Source organism: Roseibium sediminis, assembly GCF_008711325.1.
In the GTDB taxonomy this organism is placed as follows: Bacteria; Pseudomonadota; Alphaproteobacteria; order Rhizobiales; family Stappiaceae; genus Roseibium; species Roseibium sediminis.
In genome coordinates, this window is sequence record NZ_VXDB01000005.1 from 174580 (window position 1) to 193935 (window position 19356).

Consider the following 19356-nt stretch of genomic DNA (forward strand, 5'->3'; position numbering starts at 1 on the left):
CATGATTATGGTCGTGTGAGGGCCTGATAATCGGTTTTGTGTCCAGCGAGAAAATTCAACCCTTGCCTGTATGGCAGGGGTGGCATAGGTGACTGCCATGCAAATCCTTCGTCTACACTCTTCGCAAAAAGCTGTCCTAGCGGCAGCATTGGCCGGCCTGATTGCGGTTGCCTATGCGGCTTATCCGCACGGTGGCATGCAGAAGATATACGCGGTCCTGATTGGCGGATTGGCGGGCCTTGCCCTCTATCACGCAAGTTTCGGCTTCACGGCGGCCTGGCGCCATATTGTGACGGAAAAAAAGGGGACGGGGCTGCGGGCCCAATTTGTGCTGATCCTGCTGACCAGCGCTGTCTCCTTTCCCCTGATTGCCTGGGGGAAAGATTTCGGTGTCCCAACCGGCGGGTTTGTCTTTCCCTTCGGCGTCGCGGCCGCCATTGGAGCGTTCATCTTCGGCATTGGCATGCAGCTCGGTGGGGGGTGTGCGTCCGGAACGCTGTTTACAGCGGGCGGTGGCTCCACGCGCATGATGATCACGCTTGCGACATTCATCCTCGGATCGGTTCTTGCGACGGCGCATCTGCCTGAGTGGAACCAGCTCCCCAGTCTGGCACCTGTTTCCCTGATCAAGGAATTCGGGCCGATCGGAGCATTTGTCCTCACCGCTGCCATTCTCGGTCTGTTCGCTGCCTGGAGCATTCGTGTCGAAAAGTCCGCCCATGGCGGGCTGTTGCCAGCGCGCAAGACGGAAAGCTTCCTGAGTGGACCCTGGTCCCCGATGCTTGGGGCGGTCATGATCGCGGTTGTCTGCATTTTGACATTCGTTGCCATCGGACGTCCGTGGGGCATCACCTCCGGTTTTGCGCTTTGGGGCGCGAAGGCCCTCCAGGTCGTGGGGATCCCCGTGGAGACCTGGACCTATTGGGCCTGGCAGAAAACAGCTCTGGAAAGCACGGTTTTCCGCGACACGACATCAGTCATGAATTTCGGCATCATCTTTGGCGCAATGGCCGCTGCGGCGCTGGCGGGAAAATTTGCGCCGGTCTGGCATCTGTCATGGCGTGACCTTGCAACGGCGATCATCGGTGGTCTCCTGATGGGCTATGGCGCGCGCCTTGCCTATGGGTGCAACATCGGCGCCTATCTCGGAGGTCTGACGTCAGGTTCTCTGCATGGTTGGCTCTGGCTTGTATTTGCCTTTGCCGGAAGCCTCATTGGGACACGCCTGCGCCTGAAACTGGGGATGGGGTAGCTCGGACTATCTTAGAAAGCCACGTCCCCGGTGACCTTGGGTATGACGGCGGCAAGGCACTCGTGAAGGCGGGTTTCCCATTCGCGCAGGGTCCCGGTGGTGCTTGGAAACGGATTGAGCGGCAGAAACAGCGAATAAAGCGGCTCGATTCCATAGGCTGCCAGCCCGCGCGCGCCTCGTTTGCCGCCCTTGCGATGTTCTGCAAACCGCTTTTCCAGGGGTTTGGAGGTCGACCCGACATAGGCACCGTACCAGCCGTTTTCCTTCACATAACCCGACCGGAGAATGACATAGACAGTGCCTTTGCCCTTGCGCTCGGTTCGTTCCGGCAACAGGCGCTCTCGAACAGCCTTTAGGGCCGTTTCAAGCCAAGGGATCGGCTCAAGTCGCGCAGCCGCGAATTTCATCCGGGCGTTCAGGTCATCACCACGCAAGGTGAGTTCTGCAAGGGCAAGCGTTGCCAGTTCAAGATTGGGCGGATCAAGCTGCAGCCAGCCGCCAATCAGTGTTTCAAGATGCCGACTGGCCCAGTTGGCAAAGGGCCTTTCCGCCGAATAGTCCAGCCCGCTCAGCGGCGGGTTAAACTCGGTCGAATAGCTCCGCACCTGCATCAGGTGTGCTGTTCCGCCAGCCAGTCAATCACATCGGCGGGGTTTTTGTCGGGTGGAAACACGGGGTAGAAGCTCTTGCGGATCTGCCCGTCCTTGATGATCAATGTGACCCGCTTGATCAGCACCTTTCCGTCAAACTCGAAAGTTGGCAGCTCAAGAGCTGTGGCAAGACTGCGGTTCTCATCTGAGAGCAGCGCGAAGGGCAGATGAAGCCGTTCGGCTGCTTCGAGCTGATAGTCGCTCGCCTGCGTCGACAGGCCAAAAAGGTGATCCGCCCCCGCCGCTTTCAGGTCAGCAAAATGGTCGCGGAAGGAGCAGGATTGCGGAGTGCATCCACGCGCGCCAGGAATGGCTTCCCATCCGTCCGGAAGCGGCCGGTCCGGCCTTGCGGTCATCGGATAGATATAGAGAACCGTTGTTCCCTTGAGGGCGGCCAGATCCACCATCTCTCCCGTCGTTGCCTTGAGCGGGAGGGATGGAAGCCTCAAGCCTTCCAGATGCGCGCAAGCCCCGTCATCTTCCGGCTGAGGCAAAGACGACCAATCCACACTTTGATGCTGCACCATACATTCCAGTCCTGTGTTTTTGGCAAAGATCAATTGTCGCTTTTCTCTTGTTCTTCTGCATTAGGACACTAACATTGTCGGTATCGTCAACGGCTAGGAAGGAGGTGATCTCATGTCGAGTGAGTTTCGGAATGTGACCTTGGGGTCTGGGCGGAACGACGGGTCGATGGAGCAGCCTCTGTCGCTTTGATTTTCGCCGGGATTTGATCCGGACCAGAGGTCCAATCGATCTCATGGGAGGGCCGCGATGCGGCCCTCTTTTCTGTTGGCGATGCAAGCAATGCTTGGCATTTGGTTGCATATGAAACTACTATGCACGGAACTGGGAGGAAACCGTGTCAAAACCTATACTTCATTCCTATTTTCGCAGTTCCACATCGTACCGCCTGCGCATCGCCCTCAATCTGAAAGGCGTCGAAGCAACCTACAAGGCACATCATCTGCGCCACGGCGAACAAAGAGCCGATGCCTATCTCGCATTGAATCCGCAAGGGCTTGTCCCGTCCCTTGAGTTGGAAGACGGCACTGTCCTGACACAGTCGATGGCTATCATCGAATATCTCGACGAGACGATCCCGGAGCCTCCGCTGCTTCCACAAGGAGCGGTCAGACGCGCACAGGCACGCGCCATGGCGCAGATGATCGCCTGTGAAATACACCCGGTGAACAACCTGCGTGTCCTCACCTATCTCAAGACCGGTTTTGGTGCGGATGATGCAGCGGTCGCCAACTGGTTCCGGCATTGGGTGGCCACAACATTCGAACCGCTTGAAAGCCTTCTTGCCGCACGACAGGAGAAGACGCGCTTTTGCTTTGGCGACACACCTGGCTTGGCAGACATCTGTCTTGTGGCACAGGTCGCCAACAATCGCCGCTTCGATGTGGACATGACACCCTATCCGGTCATTTCCGCCATCAATGAAGCCTGCATGGAACTGGAGGTCTTTCAAAAGGCGGCTCCGGCAGCCCAGCCAGACGCAGAGTGAAGCTTTCCAGCAACGGGACCGGAAATGGTCAGGTCCCGTGACTGGTTCGAAGTGGGCGAGTTAAATCAGACCGACTGCCTTGCGCACGCCCTCGTCACGCAAAGAGCAGTCTGTGCCCTTGTAAGCATCTCCCGCTTCGGTCGAGAGCCATGCAATGGTCTCCCCGACCCATTCGGCGGGAATATGGACGGACGGGTCAAGTTGGCTCACCGGGTTGATGCCTGAAGCCTTGATCTGGACCTGCATGTCCGTCGCCACTGTGCCGGGGCTCAGACCCATCACGCGAATGCCCTTGTCACCGAATTCTGTGTTGCCGCATTTGGTGAGGGACAGGACAGCGGCCTTGGAGGCGCAATAATGGCTCCAGCCTTCCAGTGCCCCGGTGGCTGCGCCCGAGCTGATGTTGATGATTGTCCCGCGGCCTTCTTCCAGCATGTAGGGTGTTGCTGCCCGCATGCCGTAATAGACCCCTTTGACGTTCACATCGATCACCCGGTCCCAGGCTTCCGGATCAGAGGTCTCAATCCGGCTGATCGGTTCGATCAGGCCTGCATTGTTCACAAGAATGTCGATCCCGCCAAAGCTGGAAACACAAAGACGAACCGCATCTTCCACATCTTCAAACCGGCTGACGTCGCAAGAGATGGCTGCTGCCCGTCCTCCGCGCTCGCGAATGTCCGCAGCAATGCGTTCGATTTCCTTGGTGCTGCGCGCTGCCAGCACGACAGATACACCGTTTTTCGCCAGACTGTAGGCGGCAGCTTCGCCGATCCCCCGACTGGCGCCCGTAATCAATGCCGAATTTCCCTGAATTTGAAACATGCGAAGGACGCCCCCTGATCGATGAGACCTGTTGGACCTGCCCGAAGGGCGGTTCTATTTTCAAGCCCCTACAAGTAGCGCCATTGAAGTGGATTTGCATCCTTTCCTGCGCACAAAACACCTTGGCAGATGAGGTAAGTGGATAATCCTGCCACGGTATGACTTGCAGGTCGGTTCCGGTCAGCCGATAAACGGATGGAATGTCTTGATCCGCGACGTCAATTTCTAGGAGCAGCATGTCTGAAGCATTCAGCCGGTTGAGAGCCTTCCTGCGTCATCTCTATTTCGGGAGTTCGAACGAGTCCCAGATCTGGAGATATGCCCTTCTCATCTTTGATATTTTGACGCTCGCCTATTTCATCATTGCGCCATTTGTGCATCTGGACAATTCGCACAATGCCTTCGACTACGCGCTGGCTGTCATCCTGTTTCTGGATTACATCGCCCGCCTGCTGGCTGCAGCCCACCCCGGCCGCTATGTGCTCAGTTTTGCGTCCGCCGCGGATATCATCGTGATCGGGTCGCTGATCGTCCCGGCCTTCTTCGACAATCTTGCCTTCCTGCGCGTGGTTCGAATGCTTCGGCTCATGCGCTCCTATCACCTGTTGCGAGAGCTGCGCGAAGCGTCCAGCTGGTTCCGCCGGAACGAGGATATTCTGCAGTCCTCGATCAATCTGTTCGTATTCATTTTCGTCGTCACCGCAATCGTGTTCGTGCTTGAAGTCGACCGCAACGATGGCATCAACAACTATCTCGACGCGCTCTATTTCACTGTTACGACGCTGACCACGACCGGTTTTGGCGACATCACCATGACGGACAGTCTGGGGCGCTGGATGACGGTGATCATCATGATCTTCGGCGTTGCCCTGTTTCTGCGGCTGGTCCAGACGATCTTCCGTCCGGCAAAGGCGTTTTATCCGTGTCCGAAATGTGGGCTGAAACGGCACGATCCGGACGCGGTCTATTGCAAACACTGTGGAAATGTCGTGACGATCCCGACCGACGGGGACTGGTCCTGACGGATATCTTCCAATCTCCAAACTGTGATGGGGCGTGTCTTTTCGTTTGCGCAAAACGCGCTATCACTGGCGGTTCGTCAAATTGGTTCGGGGCAAGGTCATGTGCCGCAAATTCATACTGTTGATGTCGATGCTTGCCTCTTTCGTTTTGCCCATCCAGCCCTCCAGTGCTGCGGATTGTGGCGATGAAGTGCCGTGCCGTTTGGACAAGGGTGAATACTACGTTCTCCTGCCCAAAAGCGCAGACAGCAAGCCGCTGGATGGCGCTATCGTATTTCTGCACGGTCACAGGGGAAGCGCTCTCAAGCAAATCAGAAACAAGGGATTTCGGAAGCTTCCGGACGAACTGAACATCGCGTTTGTCGCCGTTCAGGGCGTTGACGGAACCTGGTCCTTTCCCGCGGCACCACGGAACCTTCGCGATGAGTTTGCGTTCTTCAAGGACATCCAGTCCGACCTGGAGGCGCGGTTCGGGGTTCGCCGCGAGCGAACCATGCTCAGCGGGTTTTCCTCCGGCGGCTTCATGACCTGGTACAACGCTTGCTACGACGCAAGCATGTTTGCAGGCTATGCGCCGGTCGCCGGTGCCTTCTGGAAACCTGAGCCGGAAAGCTGTCCGTCATCCAGTATTCCCTATCTGTTTCACGTTCACGGCACCGCGGACACGGTGGTGCCGCTGGCGGGGCGGCCCCTGGGCGGAGGGCGCTGGCATCAGGGGGACGTGTTCGAAAGCCTTGCCATGTGGCGCAGGCAGGCCGGTCTCGACGGAATTGTGCCGGACAAGAGCGAAGGGGCCGGATTGTCATGCGAACGCTGGCAAAACTCCAAAGGACTGATAGAGCTGTGCCTTCATGACGGAGGCCATAGCGTCAAGGGAACATGGCTGAAGCGAGCCTGGCAGGAGCTTGCCAAGGCGCGCGGGTGGTAGGTTTGACGTCTATGGGGCGACCATGGCGTTGGCGGCGTTGGTCGTCTGTGCAGGAAAAGCGGAAGAACGACATGCATTTGAAAGGTGAATGGTGACTGGTTCAAAACCCCAGCGGGGAGCCCTAGAGGGAATAGTCGTTCTTGACCTTTCCCGCATATTGGCGGGTCCGACATGCACCCAGATCCTCGGTGATCTGGGCGCCGAGATCATCAAGATCGAGCGCCCGGGTCGTGGGGATGATACCCGAGGGTGGGGGCCTCCATTCCTGAAGGACACAAACGGGCAGGAAACACGCGAAAGCGCCTATTACCTCTCTTCCAACCGGAACAAGTCGTCGGTAGCCATCGATATTGCCTCACAAAAGGGGCAGGAGTTGATCGCCTCGCTTGCCGAGAAGGCAGATATCGTGGTCGAGAACTTCAAGGTCGGGGACCTGAAGCGGCGCGGTCTGGACTATGACAGCCTGAAGGCCCGCAATCCGAAACTGATCTACTGTTCCATATCGGGTTTTGGTCAGACGGGCCCTTATTCGCACCGGGCGGGATACGACTTCCTTGTTCAGGGCATGGGCGGAATGATGTCTCTCACCGGCTTCCCGGACGAAGAGGGCGGGCAACCCATCAAGGCAGGCGTCGGGATCGCCGATGTCATGTGCGGCATGTATGCGACCGTCTCGATCCTTGCAGCCCTCAATCACCGCCACGAAACGGGAGAGGGCCAGCATCTGGATATTTCCCTGTTCGATACGCAGGTGTCCTGGCTGATCAATCAGGGTGTCGCGCATCTGATCAGCGGGGAGGTTCCCGGACGACTTGGCAATGGTCACCCGACCATCGTTCCCTACGAAACCTTTCCCGGACGCGATCAGCAATTTATCCTCGCCGTGGGAAATGACAGTCAGTTTGCGAGATTTTGCGAGATTGCAGGTCAGCCGGAACTCGCCCGCGATCCGCGATTTGAAACCAACGCGAACCGGGTTCGAAACCGCAAGGTTCTCGTGCCTATCCTCCGGGAACTCACCATCACCCGGAATGCGGACGACTGGATCAAGGCACTGGAGGAGGCGGGTATTCCCTGTGGCCCGGTGAACGATCTAGGCGCTGTCTTCACTGACCCGCATGTCCTTGAGCGGGATTTGAAGATCACCTTGCCTCATCCGGCAAGCGGAGCGGTCAACCTTATCGGTTCGCCGATAAAGATGGAAAAGACGCCGGTCTCCTATCGACATGCACCGCCCATGCTTGGCACGGGCACGACAAACATCCTCCAGAGATATCTCGGTCTTTCGAATGCCGATCTGCAGCACTTGCAGGCCTCGGGCATCATTGAAGCGAACGACCACAGGGAAACGAAAGAACAAGAATGACCACAGGTGCCGATATCATTGCCGGAAAACTCCACGCTGCCGGTTGTCGTCATGCCTTTGGCATCCCGGGCGGTGAAGTATTGTCGCTCATGGACGGGCTGGATCGTGCCGGCTTGAAGTTTGTGCTGGTCAAGCATGAGAATGCAGGCGGCTTCATGGCTGAAGGCGGCTGGCATGCTGATGGTGCTCCGGGGGTCCTGCTCGCGACACTTGGGCCCGGCGTCGCCAATGCGGTGAATGTCATCGCCAACGCCTGGCAGGATCGGGTGCCGCTGATTTTCCTGACCGGTTGCGTGGATGCCGCAGAAGCGGAAACCTACACGCATCAGGTCTTCGATCACCAGCAATTGCTGCGGCCGATTGTGAAGGCGAGCTTTTCTGCCCGTCTCGGGGCGCTGGACGCGATGATGGACAAGGCCATCTCTGTGGCCCTGGAAGGGCAGCCCGGCCCGGTGCATATCGACGTGCCGATCAATGTCGCAGAAGGAGTGACCGTGGAACGTTGGCATGCGCGCCCGCGTTGGTCTCAGGCACCGCAGATGGTTCCTGATGGGCCGGATCTGGACACGGCCCTTGAACTCTTCAGAACTGCACAGCGACCCATTGCCATTGCCGGTGTCGATGCCGTCAATGAAGGGGCTGGCGATGCAATAAGAACCTTTTGCGAGCGTTTTGGCGTGCCGCTTGTGACGACCTACAAGGCCAAGGGGCTGGTGGACGAGCGAGCGGACCTTGCCCTTGGTGGTGCGGGCCTGTCACCGAAGGCGGATGAAATCCTGCTGCCTTTGATCCGTCAGAGCGATTGCGTCCTCCTTCTGGGGTATGACCCGATCGAAATGAGGATCAACTGGCGCGCGCCCTGGGAGGCGGATGCGCCGGTCATCGAGATTACCCCTGTCCTCAGAACTCATGGCATGCATGCGGTTCGTGCCACGCTGCGCAGTTCGGTGAAGGCGGCACTTGGCCAGCTTTCGGACGCCCGGGACGATACCTTGCAGGGTTGGGTCAATGGCGAACCGGCAGATGCCAGAAACAGGCTGGAGACCTTGTTCCAGCCGGAAGATGCGTGGGGTCCAGCCCGTGCATTTCATGTCCTCAGGGATGTCATGCCGAGAGAAACGGTCGTCACCGCAGACAGTGGCGCGCATCGTATCCTCGTCTCGCAGATCTGGAAGTGTCCGAGCCCACGGACAATGCTGCAATCATCTGCCTTATGCACGATGGGCTGCGCACTCCCGCTCGCGATGGGACATCGGCTTGTTGAAGGCTCTGCTCCGGTGGTGGCCTTTGTCGGCGACGCGGGGCTGGAAATGTGTCTGGGGGAACTCTCGACACTGCGGGATCTGAAAATCCCGGTCATCATCTGCGTTATGGTGGATTCCAGTCTTTCGTTGATCGAACTGAAGCAGCGCAAGAGCCAGCTTGCCAATGTCGGCGTGGACTTTGAGGAAACAGACTTTCCGTCGGTGGCAAAGGCCTATGGCGGGCACGGCGTCTGGGTAGAGGATGAGCAGACCCTGCGCAAGGAAGCGGCAGACGCACTTGACCGGAAAAGCTTCACGCTTCTTGCCTGTCGAATAGAGCGTCGGGCCTATGACGGGAAATTCTGATCCGGGGAAGCGGTTTCAATAGAAGCATTTTCTTTTCCCGGGCCCAATTGCCGGATTTGACACACTGGACCTTTCCGCCCTCGCTGGCATATGTTGCACCCGCGAAATAGACGGCGTTGCCCCGCCTTGCCGGGGCTCCAGGGGTGGAACGAGAAATGCTGGTTTGTCCGACACGGGAGGAAATACGGGCGCTGACCGCCGGATATCGGCGTGCACGGCGTTCGGTAGGTCTGGTCCCGACTATGGGGTATCTGCACGAAGGCCATCTGGCCCTCGTGCGGGAAGCGCAAAAGTGGGTCGACAAGGTAATTGTTTCGATCTTTGTCAATCCGACCCAGTTTGGTCCCAATGAGGATCTCTCCACCTATCCAAGGGATGCCGAACGCGATCTGAAGCTCCTGAAGGCGGAAGGCGTGGACGGGGTGTTTCTTCCCTCTGCCGAAGAAATGTACGGCTCGCGCGGCGGGGCATTCGTCGAAGTGCCGGAATTGTCCGGCATCTTGCAGGGCGCATTGCGGCCCGGACACTTTCGCGGCGTGGCAACGGTCGTGACCAAGCTCTTCAACATCGTTCAGCCGGATGTCGCCGTCTTCGGTGAGAAGGACTATCAGCAGCTCACGCTGATCCGTCAGATGGTGCGGGATCTCGACATGCCGGTCGAGATCATCGGGCATCCCACCGTACGCGAAGCCGACGGGCTGGCCATGTCATCGAGAAACGTGCGGTTGAGCGACGATCATCGCCGTCAGGCGGTGGCGCTTTCCCGATCTCTGGATCGCGCTGAAGAGGCTGCGCGGACGGAAAGGAACGTGACGTCGCTTGATGCCCTCATCCGGCAGGAACTGGCAGCCGCCGCCGTTGGCAAGGTTGAAAGCGTCGACATTCGCGACGCTTCCACTCTTGAGCCGCTGGGCGACACGTTGTCCGGGCCTGCGGTTGTTCTTCTGGCGGTGCGCTTTGGCACTGTCCTGCTGATCGATCAGCGCGTCATCGGCAAGATTTGAATGTTCACGGATTGATAGAGGGGACACCTTCATGAGCACCCAGAAACCAGTGCGCCGGATCACGGTCCCGCAGATCCGAAACCGCAAGGGGCAGGAGCCGATCGTTTCCCTGACATCTTACCATGCGCACACGGCAGCAATCGTCGACAACTATGCCGACTTCATTCTTGTTGGTGACAGTCTGGGCATGGTCATGCACGGTATGGAGTCAACCGTCGGTGTTCCTCTCGATCTGATGATCATGCATGGCAAGGCCGTGGTCCGGGGCACGAAACGGGCGCTTGTCGTGGTGGACATGCCCTTTGGCACCTACGAGGAAAGCCCGGGGGTTGCCTTCCGCAATGCCGCTCGCATCATGAAGGAAACCCAGTGCGGAGCCGTCAAACTCGAGGGCGGCAAGCGCATGGCCGAAACCATCCGTTTCCTGACCGAGCGCGGTGTGCCTGTCATGGCACATATCGGCCTGACGCCGCAGTCAAGTCACGTCATGGGTGGGTTCAAGACGCAGGGCCGCGATGAGGAAAGCTGGCCCGAGCATGAGGAAGATGCACGTGCTGTTTCACAAGCCGGCGCCTTTGCGCTCGTTCTGGAAGGCATGGTCGAACCGCTTGCGGCCCGGATCACCAAGCAGGTCGACATCCCGACGATCGGGATTGGCGCGTCTGCCGAATGTGACGGCCAGATCCTTGTGCTGGAGGACATGCTTGGCCTCAACCCCACCCCGCCGAAGTTCGTGAAGGTCTACGGCAATCTGGGTGGCCAGATCGAGGCGGCCGTGAAGGCTTACGCAGAGGACGTCAAGACGCGAGAGTTTCCGACCGAGAAGGAAGTGTATCGCTGAGAAGGTTTGCGGTGCCGGTAGCGCAAGATAAGTAAAACAACTTAAAGGATTTTGAGATAGTCAATTTGCAGTCAGTGATTGCAAATTGGAGGTCTCATGTACCTGATGCGCTTGACCTACTACAGCAGCCCGTCGATTACCATGGAGCATGGTGGCCGCACGAATGCCCTGAAAGATATTCTTGCTGCAAGTCGCCGCAACAATGCTGACAGTGGTATCACCGGAACCTTGTTTTTCAACGATGAGTATTTTGCTCAGGTCATCGAAGGAGATCGTGAGCAGGTGAGCGACTCCTTCATCAGAATTTCCAGAGACGAACGCCACAGGAACATCATTGTCCTGCGGGCGCAGTCCATCCATGAACGCTTGTTCAACGGCTGGGAAATGGGCTTCGCCAGCATCACAGAGAATACCGAGATGCTGTATCGAAAATACAGTTCTTATTCCGAGTTCAAGCCATCCCGGATGACAGCAGACGGTCTTGAGGCCCTGCTTGTCGAGATGGTCCATCACACATCGGTCGCTCGGAAGCAGACAGCGGATCAGGCCGGGTCCCGCGACATTTCCAAAGTGAGAAAGGTCAAGAGCCTTTAATACCAGCCTCAAAAGATAAGAACCTGTCTGGCCGTGTCTGGGGGCTGTTCGGAAAGGAGCAGGGTGCCGGTCAATTTGATGTCGTGTGAGGGCTGTCTTGCCGCTGCAATAGCTGTGCACTGCGGTCCATTCCTGTTGCCTCCTGTCAGATCTGCAAATTGACCAAGGGTCCTTTTGTCGAAATAGTCGAACGCGGTCTGGTGCCCATCGCGATGGTGGCGCCCGTGCCGATGGGACAGACAAGCAGGGCGTTTGGGAATGCTGGAGCGGGAAACCGACACGATTTCGGCCTTCTTGGCAGGACGAATGGACCGACGGGAACTTCTCTCGCGTCTCGGGGCATTCGGTTTGACGGCAACCTCGGCCGGGGTGTTGTTCAACCGGCTGGCCTCACAGGCCCAGGCTGCCGATTTTGACTGGAAACGCCATCAGGGTAAAAGCATCAAGCTGCTCTTGAACAAGCACCCGTATACAGACGCGATGATCGCGAATCTGGAGAATTTCCGGAACCTCACCGGCATCCACGTATCCTATGACATCTTCTCCGAGAACGTCTATTTCGAGGAGCTGACCGCGGCGCTGTCTCTCCATTCCAACGAGTATGACGCGTTCATGACCGGGGCCTACATGACATGGACCTACGGCCCGGCAGGTTGGGTGAAGGACCACAATGAATGGCTTGAGGACCCGACAAAGACGAACCCGCACTTCAATTGGGAAGACATGCTTCCGGGTGTGCGAAGGTCCTGTGCCTGGAACGGAGTGCCGGGGGCTCCGCTCGGGTCCGAGGATGCAAAACAATGGTGCATTCCCTGGGGCTATGAGCAAAACAACCTGACATACAACGCGGAGATGTTCGAACGTGTCGGCGTCCAGCCACCGACAAATCTAGATGAAATGATCGACGCAGCAGCAGCCGTTCAGGCCGGCAACGAAGGGGTCTACGGTATCGGCGTGCGCGGCACCCGCTCTTGGGCAACGATCCACCCCGGCTTTCTGTCTGCCTATGCAAATTTCGGCGAGAAGGATCTTGAGCTTGTCGATGGCAAGCTGAGTGCGGCCATGAATACGGATGAATCCCGCGCCTTCCATCATAAGTGGGTGGAAATGATCCGCCAGAGCGGTGCACCGGACTGGTCGTCGCAGACCTGGTACAAGGTGGGGGCCGATCTTGGCGCCGGGCGATCTGCGATGATCTACGATGCGGACATTCTCGGCTACTTCGCAAATGGCAGTGACAATGCCATGGCCGGTGAGTTGAGATATGCGCCATTTGCCGCGAACCCGGCAGCCTCTGCGCCGACGCCCAACATCTGGATTTGGTCACTGGCCATGTCAGCCTTCTCGCGCGATCCCGATGCAACGTGGTATTTCATGCAATGGGCCACCGGTTTCGAACACAGTCTCTTTGGTGCCAGCAAGAAGGATTTCGTCAATCCCGTCCGCCAGTCGGTCTGGGACAGCGATCTCTTCCGCGAAAAGCTGAGGCACAATTATCCGGGCTATGCAGAAATGCATGACGTGTCAGCACCCGGGGCCAGCATCAAGTTCACGCCGCAGCCGTTGTTCTTCGACCTGACCACGGAATGGGCTGCGACCCTGCAACGGATGGTGGCAGGCAAGGTGCCTGTCGACGAGGGGCTGGACGAACTGGCCGAGAGCATGAACACGCAATTGGCTGCAGCTGGCCTCAGGTAGACACCTGCCTATTGGTGTCTCGCAAAGAGCAGTGACTGGCGCCCCTGACGATCTGTGATTTGACTTGAACGGTCAGTTTCACCACATCCTTTGGCATGAGACCTTCCGCGAGATGCGGATGCGAGGAAAGAACGCATGCCGGCCAGTGATCTGTTGTTGTCGAACGAGCCCGCGATAAGGCTGGGCATTTTTCTGGGTGTACTGGTGGCGATGGCCATCTGGGAAGTGGCCGCTCCTCGCCGCCGGATCGAGATCCCTCGTGTCGTCCGCTGGACAAACAATCTGGGTGTCGTGGTCGTCGACACCATCCTTGTTCGGCTTGTTTATCCGATTGCTGCTGTCGGACTTGCCCTTTGGGCACAGGCCGAGGGGTGGGGGCTGTTCAATCTTGTCGATCTGCCAACTTGGCTCGAAGTTTTGCTGGCCATCATCCTCTTTGACCTGATCATCTATTTTCAGCATGTGGTCTTCCACCACGTTCCGTTCCTGTGGCGTCTGCACCGGATGCATCATGCCGATACCGGAATTGACGTGACCACCGGTTTGCGCTTCCACCCGTTGGAAATCCTCATCTCTATGGCGTTGAAATTCGCCGTCGTGCTCCTGCTCGGCCCTGCGGCCATAGCCGTCTTGATCTTTGAAGTTCTCCTGAACGCGACAGCCATGTTCAATCACTCGAACGTGCGCATTCCGGGACCAGTGGACAAGCTGTTGCGGCTGATCGTGGTGACGCCGGACATGCACCGCGTCCATCATTCCATCGACCGAAAGGAAACCGACAGCAACTACGGGTTCAATCTGCCCTGGTGGGATCGCCTCTTTGGCACCTACACAGCCCAGCCCGCAAAAGGGCATGACGGCATGACGATCGGGTTCGTCCGGTTTCGCAGCCGCAGGGATCACTGGCTGGATCGCATGTTGATCCAACCCTTTCTCGGGCCCGCGAATGGACCGGGTCCGAAAGAGGATGGCAACTGAAGAACAGGTCAGTCGGCGGCCAGATAGGCCTCTGCCGCCGAGACACAGCCGTGTTGCCAGATGTGTGACAGCCAGCCTTCAAAGGCGTCTGCAAATCGGTTGTTCGACGCCAGATCCGCATAAATGTGTGTTTGCTCCAGCCAGACGCGCGGCTGTCCGCGTGCCGCCTTCGCCGCTTTTTGCAGCTGGACCCAGTTCGGATCATTGGCCTCGATCAGGCTGCCGTCTTCGCGTGTGCCGTCGCACATGCGTGCCCAGAAGGCTTCCGCCAGAGCAAGGCCGGAAATTGACGATCCCTTGTCCAGCCCTTCACGCACGACAGGAAGCAGAAAGCCCGGATGCCGCGAGGAGCCATCAAAGGCAACCCGGCGCGTTGTGTCCTTGATCTTCGGATTGGCAAATCGGTTGATGATCAGCTCGAGATAGTCTTCGGGCGACTTCTCGGGAACCGGCGTGACGTGTGGCAGGATCTCGTTTCGTTCAACCTTCTCGAAGAAACCTCGAACATGCGGATGGCGCATGCAGCCGGCGATGGTTTCCACGCTCAGGATCTCGCCGATATTGGCAAGCAGCTGGTGACCACCGTTCAAGGTGCGGATCTTCATGCTCTCATAGGCATGCACATCCTGCGTCAGCGTTACGCCTACCTCTTCAAGAGGAGGACGACCGGCACAGAAGCGGTCTTCAATCACCCACTGGCGGAAATTCTCGTGGGTGACGGGGGCTGCATCATTGATGCCGAAAGAGCGGACAAGGTCCAGTTCCAGAGCGCCGGTTGCCGGAACGATGCAGTCCACCATCGAATTTGGAAACGTTACGTTTTGTTCAATCCAGACGGCGAGGTCCGTATCGAGTAGCCGGGCCAGTCCGACAACGGTTTGACGGAATATGTCGCCATTATTCTGCAGGTTGTCGCAGCTCAGGCAGGTAAACGGACCATGTCCCGCTTTCCGGCGGGCTCCGCAGGCAGCAACAATGGCCCCGAAGACGGTCATGGGGGCTTCGGGGACAGCCACATCATGCAAAAGATCTGGATGCGCGCCATCAAAGGCCCCATTTGCATCCCGGTAATATCCGCCTTCCGTAACGGTCATCGAAACGATGCGGATCGCAGGATCCGACATGGCGTTGATCAACTGACCATTGCCGGAGGTGACTGGCAGGAAATTGACCATTGATCCGATGATTTCGGCTGACGAGCCTGTCGGATCGAGTTCGATGAGCGTGGTCAGGCAATCCTGGGCGAGAAGTCGCTCGCGCATGTCCGCATCACCGGCGCGCACGCCCGCTCCGACAATCGCCCAGTCATGGGCGCGCCCGGCTTGCATCAATCGGTGCAGATACCAGGCCTGATGGGCGCGGTGAAAATTGCCGAGGCCCACATGGATGATACCCGGATTAAGCGCCTTCCGGTCATAGTTTGGACGCTTGATGTCTGCCGGTAGGTCCGACAGTGAAGCAAGGCCAAGTCTCAATGGATGTGTGTCGCGGGCCAGGTTCGTCATCAGCTCATCCATTGTCCGCCATCGACATTGTAACACTGGGCAAGGATGTAGTCGGCATCATCGCCTGCCAGAAATACAGCCATGCCGGTCAGGTCTTCTGCTCGCCCCATTCGGCCAAAGGGAACGCTTTCGCCAACCTCACGTTTCTTTTGTCCGGGAGCCTTGTTCTCGTATTTGGCAAAGAATGCATCGACGCCGTCCCAGTGCTCGCCATCAACAACCCCCGGAGCGATCGCGTTCACGTTGATCCCGTGTTCGATGAGGTTGAGAGCGGCAGACTGGGTGAGGCTGATAACGGCGGCCTTGGTCGCGCAATAAACGGCTACAAGCGGTTCGCCGCGGCGACCGGCCTGACTGGCCATGTTGATGATACGCCCGCGCACGCCCTTGTCGATCATGTGCCGAGCAACAGCCTGCATGGTGAAAAGTGTGCCGGATACATTGATGTCAAAGACCTGCTGATAATCATCTCGCGAGATCTCGACAAGCGGAGCTGCGGTAAACAGAGCTGCATTGTTGATCAGGATGTCGATTTGCCCGAAAGCTTCTGCTGTTGCGGCAATCGCGGCATCAATGCTGGCTTGTTTCGTGACGTCCATTTCCACGGCAATGGCACTTGCACCGATTTCGGCCGCTGCTTCCTGTGCCCGCGCGATATTGATATCCGCGATGGCGACCCGTGCCCCTTCCGCGACATAGGCTTTTGCAAAGGCCAGACCGATGCCGCGTGCAGCGCCGGTAATCAGGGCATTCTTTCCGGAAAGACGTGTCATATGCGAAGGCCCTGTGCGTCGAATTTGTGAATGACATCCGAGCGCGGCGTCAGGTGCACCCGATCCCCATGACGGAAGCCGACTTCTCCGCCTGCGCGCACTGTGATGGTTTCGGCAAGACCGGTGTCATGGATGTGGAAGAAGGTGTCGGAGCCAAGATGTTCGGAAACGCCGACCACCCCGGTCCAGTCGCCCTTGCTGTCGGACACTTCAATGTGTTCCGGGCGCACCCCGATTGAATGCGCATTGTGCCTCTTGGCTTCATCGCCTTCCAGAAAGTTCATCTTCGGTGAGCCGATGAACCCGGCCACGAACTTGTTTCTCGGGTTTTTGTAGAGCTCAAGCGGCGACCCGACCTGTTCTATGTGGCCAGCGCGCAGAACCACGATCTTGTCAGCCATGGTCATGGCTTCCACCTGATCGTGGGTCACATAAATCATCGTGGTCGTCAGACGTTTGTGCAGCTCGCTGATTTCCAGCCGCATGCCGACACGCAGGGCGGCGTCCAGATTGGAGAGCGGTTCGTCGAACAGGAATGCAGACGGCTCGCGAACAATCGCCCGGCCAATCGCAACACGCTGGCGCTGTCCGCCGGACAATTGTCCAGGACGCCGGTCGAGATAATCGGTCAGGTTCAAGACAGACGCCGCGTTGTTCACCCGCTTCTCGATTTCTGCCGGGCCCATCTTGGCCATTCGGAGAGGGAAGGCGATGTTCTTGCGAACGGTCATATGCGGGTAGAGCGCATAGGACTGGAACACCATGGCGAGACCGCGCTTTGCCGGGGCGAGCTCTGTCGCATCCTGACCATCGATGGTGATCCTGCCGCTTGAGACGTCTTCCAGCCCGGCGATCAGCCGCAGCAAGGTGGATTTTCCGCAGCCGGAGGGGCCGACGAAAACCGTGAATTCGCCGTCTTCGATGGTGAGGTCAAGAGGTGGAATGACCTGTGTGCTACCGAAGCTCTTGGTGATTTGCTCGAGTACGATGCGTCCCATGTCGTCGGTTCCTATTTCACTGCGCCAAAAGTCAGGCCGCGCACGAGTTGTTTCTGACTGAACCATCCAAGGATCAGGATCGGAGCAATGGCCATGGTCGAAGCTGCGCTGAGCTTTGCGTAGAAGAGACCCTCAGGGCTGGAATAGCTGGCAATGAAGGCGGTCAATGGGGCCGCTTGAGCTGCGGTCAGATTGAGCGTCCAGAAGGCTTCGTTCCAGGCCAGAATGATGTTCAGCAGGATGGTCGAAGCGATGCCGGGGATCGCCATCGGCGTCAGGATGTAGAGGATTTCCTCTTTCAATGTCGCGCCGTCCATCCGGGCCGCCTCAAGGATTTCCGTCGGTATTTCCTTGAAGTAGGTGTAGAGCATCCAGACGATGATCGGCAGGTTGATCAGCATCAGGACGACCATCAGACCGATGCGTGTATCCAGAAGGCCAAGGCTGATGAACAAGAGGTAGATCGGATACAAAACGCCGACTGCCGGAAGCATCTTTGTGGAGAGCATCCACATCAGGATGTCCTTTGTCCGCTTCGAGGGTACGAAGGCCATCGACCAGGCAGCGGGAACCGCAATCAGGATGCCGAGCAGGGTCGAGCCGCCAGCAATGATCACGGAGTTCCAGAGGAACCGCATATAGTCCGAGCGCTCCTGAACCACTGCATAATTTTCCAGTGTCCAATCAAAGAAGAAGAAAATTGGCGGGTCGTTGATCGCCTGCGCTTCGGTCTTGAAGCTTGTCAGGATCGTCCAGAGGATCGGAAAGAAGATCAGCAGCCCGATGGTCCAGGCGATGAGGGTGTTAAGCGCCTTGCGGCGTGTTGAAACAGAACGCGCCATGATGTCACCTGTCCAGATTTTTGCCGACGATGCGCATCAGGAAGATGGCAACGATGTTGGCCAGAATGATTGCGTAGACGCCGCCCGCAGAGCCAAGTCCGATATTCTGGCTGTCAATGACACGCTGGAAGATCAGATAGGTGAGCGTCTTGGTGCCGAAAGCGCCGCCGGTCGTCACGAAGATTTCCGCGAAGATGGAAAGCAGGAAGATTGTCTGGATCAGGATGACAATCGTTATGGCCCGGCTGAGATGCGGAAGAACGATATGGATGAACCGATGAAAGGCGGACGCACCGTCCATTTCGGCAGCTTCCAGCTGTTCGCTATCGAGGGACTGGATGGCCGTGATCAGGATAAGCGTTGCGAAGGGCAGCCATTGCCAGGACACGATCATGATGATCGATCCGAGAGAGTAGTCGACGAGCCACTCCACCGGCGATAGCCCGAAGAACTTCCATAAATGCGCGAACAGTCCGTTGACCGGGTCCAGAAACATGTTTTTCCAGACAAGCGCAGTCACCGTTGGCATGACGAAAAACGGTGCGATCACGAGGATACGCAAGGGGCCCTGCCCCCAGAGCGGCTGGTCAAGAAGGATAGCGAGAAACACACCGAGAACGACGGTGATGATCAGCACTCCGCCGACCATGATCATGGTGGTCGAGACGGACGGCCAAAAGGCGCTGGATGAAATGAAACGAACGAAATTCTGGAAGCCGACCCATTCAAGGCCGTTTTCGAGGGAGTCACCTCGCAAGGGCAGATACTTCTTGAACGAAAAGAACAATGTCATCGTCAAGGGAACGAGCATCCAGCCTAGAAGCAAAATGACAGCAGGCGCCATCATGTATCGTGCCAGGGTCCGGGACTGTTGGGTCGCCATTGCAAACCTCCTCCGTTGGCAGGCAAGACCTACCTGACCAGTCTGTCATAATTTGCGGAAGATCAGGTAGGGTGTCA

General features: G+C 57.7%; 19 protein-coding genes. 11 read left to right on the plus strand and 8 right to left on the minus strand.

Annotated features, from left to right (window positions below; translation table 11 throughout):
• The first annotated feature begins 97 nt into the window (after positions 1-97).
• Positions 98-1252, plus strand: a complete 1155-nt coding sequence (locus F0155_RS06920) for a YeeE/YedE family protein (RefSeq protein WP_150523764.1) — start codon at positions 98-100, stop codon at positions 1250-1252.
• Positions 1253-1263: 11 nt separating this feature from the next.
• Here F0155_RS06920 and F0155_RS06925 read toward each other — a convergent pair whose 3' ends face one another.
• Positions 1264-1863, minus strand: a complete 600-nt coding sequence (locus F0155_RS06925; RefSeq protein WP_150523765.1) for a GIY-YIG nuclease family protein — start codon at positions 1861-1863, stop codon at positions 1264-1266.
• Positions 1863-2426: a peroxiredoxin gene (locus tag F0155_RS06930; protein ID WP_425299913.1), complete on the minus strand. Its 564-nt coding sequence runs from the start codon at positions 2424-2426 to the stop codon at positions 1863-1865. Before F0155_RS06930 ends, F0155_RS06925 begins: the two co-directional genes overlap by 1 nt.
• Before the next feature lie 338 nt (positions 2427-2764).
• On the opposite strand from F0155_RS06930, the gene maiA reads away from it, so the two are divergent.
• Positions 2765-3415, plus strand: a complete 651-nt coding sequence (gene maiA, locus F0155_RS06935) for a maleylacetoacetate isomerase (RefSeq protein WP_150523767.1) — start codon at positions 2765-2767, stop codon at positions 3413-3415.
• A 60-nt stretch (positions 3416-3475) separates the two neighbouring features.
• Here maiA and F0155_RS06940 read toward each other — a convergent pair whose 3' ends face one another.
• On the minus strand, positions 3476-4237 hold the full coding sequence (locus F0155_RS06940) for an SDR family oxidoreductase (RefSeq protein ID WP_150523768.1): 762 nt from the start codon (positions 4235-4237) through the stop codon (positions 3476-3478).
• A gap of 236 nt (positions 4238-4473) precedes the next feature.
• Between F0155_RS06940 and F0155_RS06945 the strand changes: the two genes are divergently transcribed.
• From F0155_RS06945 to F0155_RS06985, 9 genes are all read left to right on the plus strand, one after another.
• Positions 4474-5259, plus strand: a complete 786-nt coding sequence (locus F0155_RS06945; RefSeq protein ID WP_150523769.1) for a potassium channel family protein — start codon at positions 4474-4476, stop codon at positions 5257-5259.
• A gap of 100 nt (positions 5260-5359) precedes the next feature.
• On the plus strand, positions 5360-6187 hold the full coding sequence (locus F0155_RS06950) for a CE1 family esterase (protein WP_150523770.1): 828 nt from the start codon (positions 5360-5362) through the stop codon (positions 6185-6187).
• An 88-nt stretch (positions 6188-6275) separates the two neighbouring features.
• Positions 6276-7553 (plus strand): CaiB/BaiF CoA transferase family protein, encoded by a 1278-nt coding sequence (locus F0155_RS06955; RefSeq protein ID WP_150523771.1) that lies wholly within the window; start codon positions 6276-6278, stop codon positions 7551-7553.
• Positions 7550-9163 (plus strand): thiamine pyrophosphate-binding protein, encoded by a 1614-nt coding sequence (locus F0155_RS06960; protein WP_150523772.1) that lies wholly within the window; start codon positions 7550-7552, stop codon positions 9161-9163. Before F0155_RS06955 ends, F0155_RS06960 begins: the two co-directional genes overlap by 4 nt.
• 155 nt (positions 9164-9318) lie before the next feature.
• Entirely contained in the window at positions 9319-10167 is an 849-nt protein-coding gene (panC, locus tag F0155_RS06965) for a pantoate--beta-alanine ligase (RefSeq protein ID WP_150523773.1), read from the plus strand.
• Positions 10168-10198: 31 nt separating this feature from the next.
• A complete protein-coding gene (gene panB, locus F0155_RS06970) occupies positions 10199-11008 on the plus strand; it encodes a 3-methyl-2-oxobutanoate hydroxymethyltransferase (RefSeq protein WP_150523774.1) in 810 nt (269 codons plus the stop codon).
• A 96-nt stretch (positions 11009-11104) separates the two neighbouring features.
• Complete coding sequence (locus F0155_RS06975; protein WP_150523775.1) at positions 11105-11602, plus strand: BLUF domain-containing protein; 498 nt, start codon at positions 11105-11107, stop codon at positions 11600-11602.
• 258 nt (positions 11603-11860) lie between these two features.
• Complete coding sequence (locus F0155_RS06980; RefSeq protein WP_150523776.1) at positions 11861-13300, plus strand: ABC transporter substrate-binding protein; 1440 nt, start codon at positions 11861-11863, stop codon at positions 13298-13300.
• Positions 13301-13435: 135 nt separating this feature from the next.
• The gene (locus F0155_RS06985) at positions 13436-14278 is read left to right on the plus strand and encodes a sterol desaturase family protein (protein WP_150523777.1); all 843 of its coding nucleotides are present in this window, start codon (positions 13436-13438) and stop codon (positions 14276-14278) included.
• A gap of 8 nt (positions 14279-14286) precedes the next feature.
• Here F0155_RS06985 and F0155_RS06990 read toward each other — a convergent pair whose 3' ends face one another.
• Genes F0155_RS06990 through F0155_RS07010 form a run of 5 tightly spaced genes read right to left on the minus strand, consistent with a single transcriptional unit; the run spans position 14287 to position 19279 of the window.
• The gene (locus F0155_RS06990) at positions 14287-15783 is read right to left on the minus strand and encodes a mannitol dehydrogenase family protein (RefSeq protein WP_208999164.1); all 1497 of its coding nucleotides are present in this window, start codon (positions 15781-15783) and stop codon (positions 14287-14289) included.
• A complete protein-coding gene (locus tag F0155_RS06995) occupies positions 15783-16556 on the minus strand; it encodes an L-iditol 2-dehydrogenase (protein ID WP_150523779.1) in 774 nt (257 codons plus the stop codon). The genes F0155_RS06990 and F0155_RS06995 overlap by 1 nt, the downstream gene beginning before the upstream one ends.
• Entirely contained in the window at positions 16553-17554 is a 1002-nt protein-coding gene (locus F0155_RS07000; RefSeq protein ID WP_150523780.1) for an ABC transporter ATP-binding protein, read from the minus strand. Before F0155_RS07000 ends, F0155_RS06995 begins: the two co-directional genes overlap by 4 nt.
• A gap of 11 nt (positions 17555-17565) precedes the next feature.
• Positions 17566-18396, minus strand: a complete 831-nt coding sequence (locus F0155_RS07005) for a carbohydrate ABC transporter permease (protein WP_150523781.1) — start codon at positions 18394-18396, stop codon at positions 17566-17568.
• 4 nt (positions 18397-18400) lie between these two features.
• On the minus strand, positions 18401-19279 hold the full coding sequence (locus tag F0155_RS07010; protein WP_150523782.1) for a carbohydrate ABC transporter permease: 879 nt from the start codon (positions 19277-19279) through the stop codon (positions 18401-18403).
• Between the last annotated feature and the right edge of the window lie 77 nt (positions 19280-19356).

Coding starts and splice junctions, on each gene's coding strand:
- F0155_RS06960 (WP_150523772.1), top strand. CDS start 7,550: ATGACCACAGGTGCCGATATCATTGCCGGAAAACTCCACGCTGCCGGT.
- F0155_RS06995 (WP_150523779.1), bottom strand. CDS start 16,556: ATGACACGTCTTTCCGGAAAGAATGCCCTGATTACCGGCGCTGCACGC.
- F0155_RS06945 (WP_150523769.1), top strand. CDS start 4,474: ATGTCTGAAGCATTCAGCCGGTTGAGAGCCTTCCTGCGTCATCTCTAT.
- F0155_RS07000 (WP_150523780.1), bottom strand. CDS start 17,554: ATGGGACGCATCGTACTCGAGCAAATCACCAAGAGCTTCGGTAGCACA.
- F0155_RS07010 (WP_150523782.1), bottom strand. CDS start 19,279: ATGGCGACCCAACAGTCCCGGACCCTGGCACGATACATGATGGCGCCT.
- F0155_RS06975 (WP_150523775.1), top strand. CDS start 11,105: ATGTACCTGATGCGCTTGACCTACTACAGCAGCCCGTCGATTACCATG.
- F0155_RS06985 (WP_150523777.1), top strand. CDS start 13,436: ATGCCGGCCAGTGATCTGTTGTTGTCGAACGAGCCCGCGATAAGGCTG.
- F0155_RS06950 (WP_150523770.1), top strand. CDS start 5,360: ATGTGCCGCAAATTCATACTGTTGATGTCGATGCTTGCCTCTTTCGTT.
- F0155_RS06920 (WP_150523764.1), top strand. CDS start 98: ATGCAAATCCTTCGTCTACACTCTTCGCAAAAAGCTGTCCTAGCGGCA.
- F0155_RS06955 (WP_150523771.1), top strand. CDS start 6,276: ATGGTGACTGGTTCAAAACCCCAGCGGGGAGCCCTAGAGGGAATAGTC.
- F0155_RS06940 (WP_150523768.1), bottom strand. CDS start 4,237: ATGTTTCAAATTCAGGGAAATTCGGCATTGATTACGGGCGCCAGTCGG.
- F0155_RS06925 (WP_150523765.1), bottom strand. CDS start 1,863: ATGCAGGTGCGGAGCTATTCGACCGAGTTTAACCCGCCGCTGAGCGGG.
- panC (WP_150523773.1), top strand. CDS start 9,319: ATGCTGGTTTGTCCGACACGGGAGGAAATACGGGCGCTGACCGCCGGA.
- F0155_RS07005 (WP_150523781.1), bottom strand. CDS start 18,396: ATGGCGCGTTCTGTTTCAACACGCCGCAAGGCGCTTAACACCCTCATC.
- F0155_RS06980 (WP_150523776.1), top strand. CDS start 11,861: ATGCTGGAGCGGGAAACCGACACGATTTCGGCCTTCTTGGCAGGACGA.
- panB (WP_150523774.1), top strand. CDS start 10,199: ATGAGCACCCAGAAACCAGTGCGCCGGATCACGGTCCCGCAGATCCGA.
- F0155_RS06990 (WP_208999164.1), bottom strand. CDS start 15,783: ATGACGAACCTGGCCCGCGACACACATCCATTGAGACTTGGCCTTGCT.